This window comes from Cellulomonas sp. ACRRI (genome assembly GCF_022346185.1).
Taxonomy (GTDB): Bacteria; Actinomycetota; Actinomycetes; order Actinomycetales; family Cellulomonadaceae; genus Cellulomonas.
Window position 1 is genome coordinate 26,694 of record NZ_JAKRMS010000028.1, and the last position, 8,652, is coordinate 35,345.

Consider the following 8,652-nt stretch of genomic DNA (forward strand, 5'->3'; position numbering starts at 1 on the left):
CCGCGCTCAGCCCAGGTCGACCTCCTGGCGCGCCGCCTCGCGCGGCACCCCGTCGGCGACCTCGAGGTACGGCCCGCTGACGCTCACGCTCATGTCGCGGCCGCCCGGGTCGGACCCGGAGACGTCGAGGCCGTCGCGCTGCCCGGCGGCCCCGCCGATCGGGTTCACCTGCACGTCGGTGACGCCCGCGTCCTCCAGTGCGGCGACCAGGTCGTCGGTGTCCGCCTGGGCGCCGACGGCGATCACGGTGACGCTGTACCGCCGGCGGTCGACGATGCCGTCGCCACCCATGTCGAACTCGCCGTAGGCGTCCTGGACCTGCGCACCGAGGGCGTCGACGACGCCCGGGAGCACCTGCCGCGCGGCGGCGAGCACCTCGTCGCGGCTGGCGTCGAGGTCGTCGGCGGTCGCCCCGCCGCCGCCCCCGCAGCCGGACAGGGCGAGCAGGGACAGCGCCGCGACCACGGCGGACGCACGCACCCGACGGTTCACCACTCCGGCCTCCTGTCGTCGAACGACCGCGGGTCGCGGGTCGCCTCCGGGTCCACCGGACCGTCGTACCAGGGGTCGTACGAGTGCTCGGCGGCGATGACCTGGTCGTAGTCGCCGACGACGATCTGCCCGATGTTGTACAGGGACTCGGTGTCCGGGTCGAAGTACTTGGTGTGGTCGCCGAAGTTGCGCATCACGTCGGCGCGGGTGGTCGACTCTGCCTGGAACCGGTTGGCGCCGAAGTCGTCCTCGACGATGTCGTTGCCGAGGCCGGCGCCGCCGAGCATCCAGCCGCCGGCCCAGCCGTCGTCGGCGAGCGCGGCGACGAGGTCGCGGCTGTTGTTGCCGGCCCAGACGTGGTCGGCGCCGACGCCGAGCTCGGAGGCGTGCTCGACGCCGCCGCCGGCGCCCGGGCTGCCGACCAGCACGATGTCGTCGGCCGCGAGGCCGTGGTCGGTCGCGCCGTGCGCGGTGGTGGTGGAGCCGTAGCTGTGGCCGATGACGGTCAGGTGCGCGGGCTCGCCCTCGCGGGCCGCGCGCAGGCCGTCGATGTACCGCGACAGCAGCTCGCCGCCCTCCTCGGCGCGCCCCTCGGTCGCCACGGTGGCCGAGTCCCAGTCGCTGGGGGCGTCGTAGCCGATCCACATGATCGAGGAGGCGGTCGAGTACGGGTCCGACAGCCGCGCGGACTCGTAGATGTTGTAGGCCGCGTCGGCGTTCCCGCCCGCCTCGGTGCCCCGGCTGGTGAGCCCGGGGACCATCACGGACACGTGGTCGGCGGTGTCGGGGTTCCCGAACGCGATGGCGACCTTGCCGTCGCCGCCGAACGCCGTGGCGTCGTACAGGTGCAGCAGCGGCACCAGCGGCTCCCCGGTGACGGGGTCGACCTTCTTCGCGCCCTCGTCCAGGGCGGCCTGCGCGGCGCGCGCGTTGTCCAGCGCCTGGTAGTCCTCGAACAGCCGCTCGCCCCGCTGCTCGCGCAGCTCCATGGCCTCGAGGTCGGTCTCGAGCAGCAGGCGGTTCGCCTGGTCGCGGGCGAGCGCCGGGAGGCCGTCGGTGTTGCCGATGAGCTCCGGGCGGGCGGCGAGGACGGCGAACTGCTCCTCCTCGGTCAGCGACGCCCACCACGCGGCGACCTGCTCCGGGGTGCCGCCCTGCGACGGGGAGCCCGGCCGGCCGAGGGCGTCGTCGGCGAGGTCGATCTGCCCGGACACGGCGGCGCGCGCCTGCGCGAGCGTCGAGTACGCGGAGAACGCGTCGAGCATCGCGCGCTCCGCGGTCGCGAGGTCGCGCACCAGAGCGTCGACGTCCGCGACCACGCCGTCGCGGCGGGTGGCGAGCGACGCCGCCCGGGCCTGCAGCTCGGCGACCGCGGCGTCGTCGACCTCCCCGGCGGACCGGATGTCGGCATCCAGGTCCTCGCGGGCCTCGTGGTACGACGACCGGGCCTCGACCAGGTCGGTGCGCCGGCGGAGCAGGTCGGTGAGCGCGTCGGCGTGGTCGTCCGCCGCGCGGGCGACCTGGCGCAGCGCGACCCCCATCGCCTGGGCGTCCGCGCCGGCGGACCGGACGTGCCGGCCGTACGCGGTGGCGGCCTCGCCGGTCCAGCCGTCGAGGGTCGAGGAGTCGAGCGCGAACGTGTCGAGGTCGTCCAGGTTGACCGCGCTGGCCAGCAGGTCCTGGGCGAACGCGGCCACGACGGCCGGGTCGCCCTCGACGGCGGGGATCGCGTCGATCGCGGGCGGGATGTCGATGGTCACCGTGGTCACGGAGTGCCCCCCAGCCAGCTCTCGAAGGTCTCCTGCGCCGCGACGTCCGTGACGGCGTACGCCTGCTGGGCGTCGCGGAGCCGGGTGCCGATCTCCTCGGCGCGGTCGGCGACGTCGCCGAGGACCGTGCCCCACGCGGACGTCCACGACGCGGCGGCACCGGCGACCGCGGGGGTGAAGCCGGAGGTGGTGGCGTCGGCGACCCGGTCGCGCGCGGTGCGCACGCGCGAGCCCTGGTCGGTCCAGTCGTCGGCGGACAGGCTGAGCGTGTACGGGTCGACCTGGATCTCGCCGCTCACCGGTCGTCCTCTGTCCCGGAGACGAGCGCGCGGGCGGTGGCGGTCGCGACGGGCAGGTCCCGGCCGCGGACCGTCACCAGGACGGCGTCGTCGAGCCACGCGACCCGCACGGAGCGGTCGTCGAGCGCGGCGAGCAGCAGCGGCGTCACGCCCGCGTGGTCGAGGCGGCCGTCCCAGCCGTCGGCGCGCAGCCGGGCGGACAGGGTCCGGCCGACGGCGATGCCGGCCTCCGGGCCGTCGATCGGCAGCCGCGCCTCGGCGACGGGCACGACGTGCGACGCCGGGGCGCTGCGCCAGGTGGCGCGAGGGGCGAGGGCGGCGTCCGGCGCGGGGTCGGCGGCCGGCGCGGGTTCGGCGGCCGCGAGCAGCCCGGCGAGGACGTCCTCCACCCGCGAGCGCTCGGCGTCCAGCGCGGCGTCGGTGACGGGGACCGGCGCGTCGGCCGGCTCGGGCGCGGGAGTCTCGGGCGGCAGCACGACGACGTCGACGTCGGGGTGGCGCTCGTGGACGACGCGCAGCAGCGGGGCCTGCGCGAGAGGGTCCTGCGGGTCGGTCACGGCGTCACTCTAGGGGGACTCGGGCGCCGCGGCGCGAGAACGACTTCCTGCGCGCGAGGGCCGCCCCGCAGGTCCGGGGCTCGCGCCGGGTCCCGAGCAACTTCTGGCAACCGGTTGTCCCCCGACGCCCGCCGAGGCGACGCTGCTGACCACGCGGGCGGCACCGGCGCCGCCCCGACCCGGGAGGGACGGCGATGGAGCACACCTGGCGCTGGTTCGGCGACCGCGACCCGATCACTCTGGCGCAGGTCCGCCAGACCGGCGCGACGGGCGTGGTCACGGCCCTGCACGACATCCCGAACGGCGAGGTGTGGCCGGTCGAGGCCATCGCGGCCCGCCGCGCGCAGATCGAGGCGGCCGGTCTGGTGTGGTCGGTCGTCGAGAGCGTCCCGGTGCACGAGGACATCAAGCGCGGCGGCCCGCTGCGCGACCGCGCGGTCGCCGCGTACCAGCAGACGATCCGCAACCTCGCCGCCTGCGGGATCGACCTCGTCTGCTACAACTTCATGCCCGTCCTGGACTGGTCGCGCACGGACCTCGGGTACCCGCTCGAGGACGGGACGTGGGCGCTGCGGTTCGACGCGGACCAGCTCGCCGCGTTCGACCTGTTCCTGCTCCGCCGCCCCGGCGCGGCGGCCGAGTACGACGACGACCAGACCGCTCGCGCGCGCAGCGTGCTCGACGCGATGGACGAGGCGGCGCGGGCGCGGCTGATCGACACGATCCTGCTCGGGCTGCCGGGGTCGGAGGAGCGGTACACGCTCGACGAGTTCCGCACCGCCCTCGCCACCTACGACGACGTGGCCGCCGACGCGCTGCGGGGCAACCTGTCGTCGTTCCTGCGCGAGGTCGTGCCGGTCGCCGAGGAGGTCGGGCTGCGGCTGGCCATCCACCCCGACGACCCGCCGCGCCCGCTGTTCGGGCTGCCGCGGGTGGTGTCGACCGCGGAGGACGCCCAGCACCTGCTGGACGCGGCGCCCTCCCCCGCGAACGGGCTGACGATGTGCATCGGCTCCTACGGGTCGCGCGCGGACAACGACGTGGTCGCGATGACCCGGCGGTTCGCCGAGCGCATCTACTTCGCGCACCTGCGGTCGGTGCGGCTCCAAGACGGCGGCCGGAGCTTCTACGAGGCCCCGCACATCGCCGGCGACGCGGACATGGTCGCGGTGGTCGCGGCGCTGGTCGCGGAGGAGCGCCGGCGTGAGCGCGAGGGCGGGCCCCGGCTGCCGATGCGCCCCGACCACGGCCAGCGGATGCTCGACGACCAGTTCCGCGAGACCTACCCGGGCTACTCGCTGATCGGCCGGCTCAAGGGGCTGGCGGAGCTGCGCGGGGTCGAGCAGGCGGTCCGGGCGCTGGTCCCGGCGGCCTAGCCGCACCCTACGATCGCGGCATGGTGGAGGCCGAGGGCGGCAGCGAGCCGCGGGCGACCCGCGCGCCGACGATCTACGACGTCGCGCAGGCGGCCGGGGTCGCGGCCTCGACCGTGTCCCGGACGTTCGCGCGGCCGGGCCGGGTCAACTCGCAGACCGCGGAGCGGGTGCGCGCTGCCGCCGCCGCGATCGGCTACCGCGCGAACCCGGTGGCCCAGGCGCTGTCGACCGCCCGGAGCCGGATGATCGCGGTGCTCGTGTCCGACCTGGCCAACCCGATCTACGCCGAGCTGCTGCGGGGCGCGCAGGTCGCCGCGTCCGCCGCGGGCTACGGGGTGCTGGTCGAGGACACCCGGGAGGACGCGGCGACCGAGCGGGAGACCGCGGAGCGCATCCTGCCGATGGTCGAGGGCGTGCTGCTCACGTCGTCGCGCATGCCGGACTCGGCGATCCGCAGCATCGCGAAGCAGCGTCCGGTGGTGGTGATGAACCGCGGGCTCGCCGACGTGCCGTGCGTGGTCGCCGACGAGCAGCGCGGGGCGCGGCGCGCCGTCGAGCACCTGGGCGAGGCCGGCCACCGCGACCTGGTCTACGTGGCCGGCCCCGACGCGTCCTGGCCGAACGGCGCGCGCTGGCGGGCGTTCAGCGACGCCTGCCACGAGCTCGACATCACCGGCCGGCGGATCGGGCCGTTCGAGCCGACGTTCGCGGACGGGTTCGAGGCGGCGCTGGCGCTCGGCGGCTCCCGGGCGTCCGGGGTGCTGGTGTTCAACGCGCTCATGGCGGTCGGGGTGATCCGCGGGCTGCAGCAGGCCGGGCTGCGGGTGCCGGAGGACGTGAGCGTGGTCGGGTTCGACGACGTGCTGATCGGCCAGATCGTGTCGCCCGCGCTGACCACGGTGTCGTCGCCGCTGCAGGCGATGGGCGCCACCGGGCTGCGGAACCTGCTGGCGCTGGTGAACGGGGCGCGGTCCCGCGGGGAGCCGGTCGTGGTGCCCGCGCGGCTGGTGGTGCGGGAGTCGTCGGGGGTCGTGGCGGCGCGCGCGGGCTGACGCCGCGTGCCCGGCGCGGGTCGGTCGCGTACCCGCCGCGAGCCACGCCGGCCGGCGCCGGGGCAACTCATGGCAACCGCTTGCAGCCCCGCCCCGCCGCCTCGAACCATGGCCGCATGACAGCGCTGTCGACCCCCGTCGCCCCACCCCGGCTCGCGCCGCACCCCGACCGGCTGCTGCCCGCCGACCCGGCGACGCGGTCGGTCGCCCGCGAGCTGTACGCGGCGGTGCGGGACCTGCCGATCGTGTCCCCGCACGGGCACGTGCCGGCCCGGTGGCTGGCCGAGGACACCCCGTTCCCCGACCCGACCGCGCTGCTCATCACGCCGGACCACTACCTGACCCGCCTGCTGCACGCGCGCGGCGTGCCGCTCGAGGACCTCGGCGTCGGGGTGGCCGACCCGACGCCCGCGCAGTCCCGGGCCGCGTTCCGGCTGCTGTGCCGGCACTGGCCGACGTTCCGCGGGACGCCGGTGAAGCTCTGGCTGGAGCAGGTGCTGGTCGAGGTGCTCGGCGTCGACCTGGTGCCGTCCGAGGCGAGCGCCGACGACCTCTACGACGCGATCGCCGGCCGCGTCGCCGAGCCCGGGTTCCGGCCGCGGGCGCTGTACGACCGGTTCCGGCTCGACGTGCTCGCCACGACCGACGACCCCTGCGACGACCTCGCCCACCACGCCGCGCTGCGCGCCGACCCGACCTGGCAGGGCCGGGTCGTCCCGACGTTCCGCCCCGACCGGTACCTGGAGGCTGGCACCCCCGGCTGGGCCGACCGCGTCGACGCGCTGGGCGAGGTCGCCGGGGCGGACACCGGCACGCTCGCGGGCTGGGTCGACGCGATGGAGCGCCGGCGGGCGCACTTCGCGGCGCACGGCGCGGTGTCGTCCGACCACGGCCACCGGGACGCGGCGATGGCGCCCCTCGACCCGGCCGACGGCGAGCGGCTGTACGCCGCGGCCCGGGCCGGGACCGCGACGCCCGCGGAGGCGGAGGCGCTGCGCCGCGGCCTGCTGTTCGAGATGGCGCGGATGTCGAGCGAGGACGGCCTCGTGATGACGCTGCACCCGGGCGTGCGCCGCGACCACCACGCCCCGTCCCGCGAGCGCCTCGGCACCGACATCGGCGCCGACATCCCGGCGACCGTCGAGTTCACCGACGCCCTACGCCCGGTGCTGCACGCCTTCGGCACCCACCCGCGGTTCCGGCTGGTCGTGTTCACGATCGACGAGACGACGTTCTCCCGCGAGCTCGCCCCGCTGGCCGGCTTCTACCCGTCGCTCTACGTCGGGGCGCCGTGGTGGTTCCTCGACGCGCCCGACGCGATGGAGCGGTACCGGGCGGCCGTCACCGAGACGGCCGGGTTCGCCAAGACCTCCGGGTTCGTCGACGACACCCGGGCCTACCTGTCCATCCCCGCCCGGCACGACGCGAGCCGGCGCGCGGACGCCGCGTACCTGGCCCGGCTCGTCACCGACCACCGGCTGACCCTCGACGAGGCGCACGAGACCGCCGTCGACCTCGTCACCACCATCCCGAGAGAGGCGTTCCGGCTGTGATCACCCTCCCCGAGCACCGCCTGACCACCCCCACCGGCCTGCGGCTGTCCCGCGCCGCCGGCCACGGCCGCCCCGCCGCGCCGGTGCGCGTCGTGCACCTGGGGCTGGGCGGCTTCTTCCGCGCCCACCAGGCCTGGTACACCGACAACGCCCCCGACGCCGCCGGCTGGGGCATCGCCGCCTTCACCGGTCGCTCCCGCACGCTGGCGGAGGCACTGGGCCCGCAGGACGGGCTGTACACGCTGGTCACCCGGGCCGCCGACGGCGAGCGGTTCCGCGTCGTGTCGAGCGTGTCGGCCGCGCACGGCGGCGACGAGCACGACGCCTGGCTGGGCTACTGGGCGGACCGCGCCGTCGCGGTCGCGACCTTCACCGTGACCGAGGCCGGCTACGTCCGGACCGCGTCCGGCGCCCTGGACACCGACCGCGGCGACGTGCGGGCCGACGTGGCCGCGCTGCGCGCCGACCGGCACGGCCCGGTGCGGACGGTCCCGGGCCGGGTGGTCGCGGGCCTGCGGCTGCGCCGGGCGACCGGGGCGGGGCCGATGACGCTGCTGCCCTGCGACAACCTGCCCGAGAACGGCGCCGCGCTGCGCCGGGTGGTGCTGGAGCTCGCCGACCTCGTGGACCCGGCGCTCGCCGAGTGGGTCGGGGAGCACGTCGCGTTCGGCACCACGATGGTCGACCGGATCACCCCGGCCACGACCGACGCCGGGCGCGAGGCGGTGCGCGCCGCGACCGGGCTCGCCGACGCCGCGCCCGTCGTGACCGAGCCGTTCTCCGAGTGGGTCGTCGCCGGGGAGTTCCCCGCCGGGCGCCCCGCGTGGGACGACGCGGGCGCGCAGCTCGTCGAGGACGTGCTGCCGTTCGAGCAGCGCAAGCTCTGGCTGCTCAACGGCGCCCACTCGCTGCTGGCCTACGCGGGCGGCGCCCTCGGGTACCGGACCGTGGCGGACGCGATCGCCGACCGCCGGCTGCGCGGCTGGGTCGAGACGTGGTGGGACGAGGCCGCGCGGCACCTGGACCTGCCCGCCGACGAGGTCAGCGCGTACCGGCGCGCGCTGCTCGACCGGTTCGGCAACCCGCGGATCGAGCACCTGCTGACGCAGATCGCCGCGGACGGCTCGGAGAAGCTGCCCGTGCGGGTGGCGCCGGTGCTGGTCGCCGAGTGCCGCGCGGGACGCGTCCCGGCGGGGGCCGCCACGACCGTCGCGGCGTGGGCGCTGCACCTGCGCGGGCAGGGCGGCGCGGTCACGGAGGCGCGGCCGGAGCGCGTGGCGGGCCTGGCGGACGGCGACCTCGCGACGTCGGTCCGCGCGGTCCTGGACCGACTGGGCGCGGGCCTGGGCGCGCACGAGCCCCTGGTCGCGGCGGTCCTGGACCAGGCCCGCGCCCTGGAGTTCCTGGCCGCCTGACCCCGCGCGGCGCGCGGCCCCGCCGAGCGTCGCCCCCGCGCGCCCCAAGCCCGCGCGCCCTCGCCCACGCGCCCCGCCCGCGCGCCCCTCCCCCGCGCGCGGGCGGGGCGCGTGGGCGAGGGCGCGCGGGCTTGGGGCG

At 76.8% G+C, this 8,652-nt stretch carries 8 protein-coding genes; 4 read left to right on the forward strand and 4 right to left on the reverse strand.

Going from position 1 to position 8,652, the window contains the following annotated elements:
• Window positions 1-6 precede the first annotated feature (6 nt).
• Genes MHY85_RS07745 through MHY85_RS07760 form a run of 4 tightly spaced genes read right to left on the reverse strand, consistent with a single transcriptional unit; the run spans window position 7 to window position 3,117 of the window.
• Window positions 7-495, reverse strand: a complete 489-nt coding sequence (locus MHY85_RS07745; protein WP_239195175.1) for a hypothetical protein — start codon at window positions 493-495, stop codon at window positions 7-9.
• Window positions 489-2,261, reverse strand: a complete 1,773-nt coding sequence (locus MHY85_RS21800) for an alpha/beta hydrolase (RefSeq protein WP_239195176.1) — start codon at window positions 2,259-2,261, stop codon at window positions 489-491. Before MHY85_RS21800 ends, MHY85_RS07745 begins: the two co-directional genes overlap by 7 nt.
• Entirely contained in the window at window positions 2,258-2,560 is a 303-nt protein-coding gene (locus MHY85_RS07755; RefSeq protein WP_218704890.1) for a hypothetical protein, read from the reverse strand. The genes MHY85_RS21800 and MHY85_RS07755 overlap by 4 nt, the downstream gene beginning before the upstream one ends.
• Window positions 2,557-3,117 (reverse strand): hypothetical protein, encoded by a 561-nt coding sequence (locus MHY85_RS07760; protein ID WP_239195178.1) that lies wholly within the window; start codon window positions 3,115-3,117, stop codon window positions 2,557-2,559. Before MHY85_RS07760 ends, MHY85_RS07755 begins: the two co-directional genes overlap by 4 nt.
• A gap of 194 nt (window positions 3,118-3,311) precedes the next feature.
• Between MHY85_RS07760 and uxuA the strand changes: the two genes are divergently transcribed.
• From uxuA to MHY85_RS07780, 4 genes are all read left to right on the forward strand, one after another.
• Entirely contained in the window at window positions 3,312-4,493 is a 1,182-nt protein-coding gene (gene uxuA, locus MHY85_RS07765; protein WP_239195180.1) for a mannonate dehydratase, read from the forward strand.
• A 20-nt stretch (window positions 4,494-4,513) separates the two neighbouring features.
• Window positions 4,514-5,545 (forward strand): LacI family DNA-binding transcriptional regulator, encoded by a 1,032-nt coding sequence (locus MHY85_RS07770; RefSeq protein WP_239195182.1) that lies wholly within the window; start codon window positions 4,514-4,516, stop codon window positions 5,543-5,545.
• Window positions 5,546-5,661: 116 nt separating this feature from the next.
• On the forward strand, window positions 5,662-7,098 hold the full coding sequence (gene uxaC / locus MHY85_RS07775) for a glucuronate isomerase (RefSeq protein WP_239195184.1): 1,437 nt from the start codon (window positions 5,662-5,664) through the stop codon (window positions 7,096-7,098).
• Window positions 7,095-8,513 carry a mannitol dehydrogenase family protein gene (locus MHY85_RS07780; protein WP_239195186.1) on the forward strand — a complete coding sequence of 473 codons (1,419 nt, stop codon included), beginning with the start codon at window positions 7,095-7,097 and terminating at the stop codon, window positions 8,511-8,513. Before uxaC ends, MHY85_RS07780 begins: the two co-directional genes overlap by 4 nt.
• Window positions 8,514-8,652 lie beyond the last annotated feature (139 nt).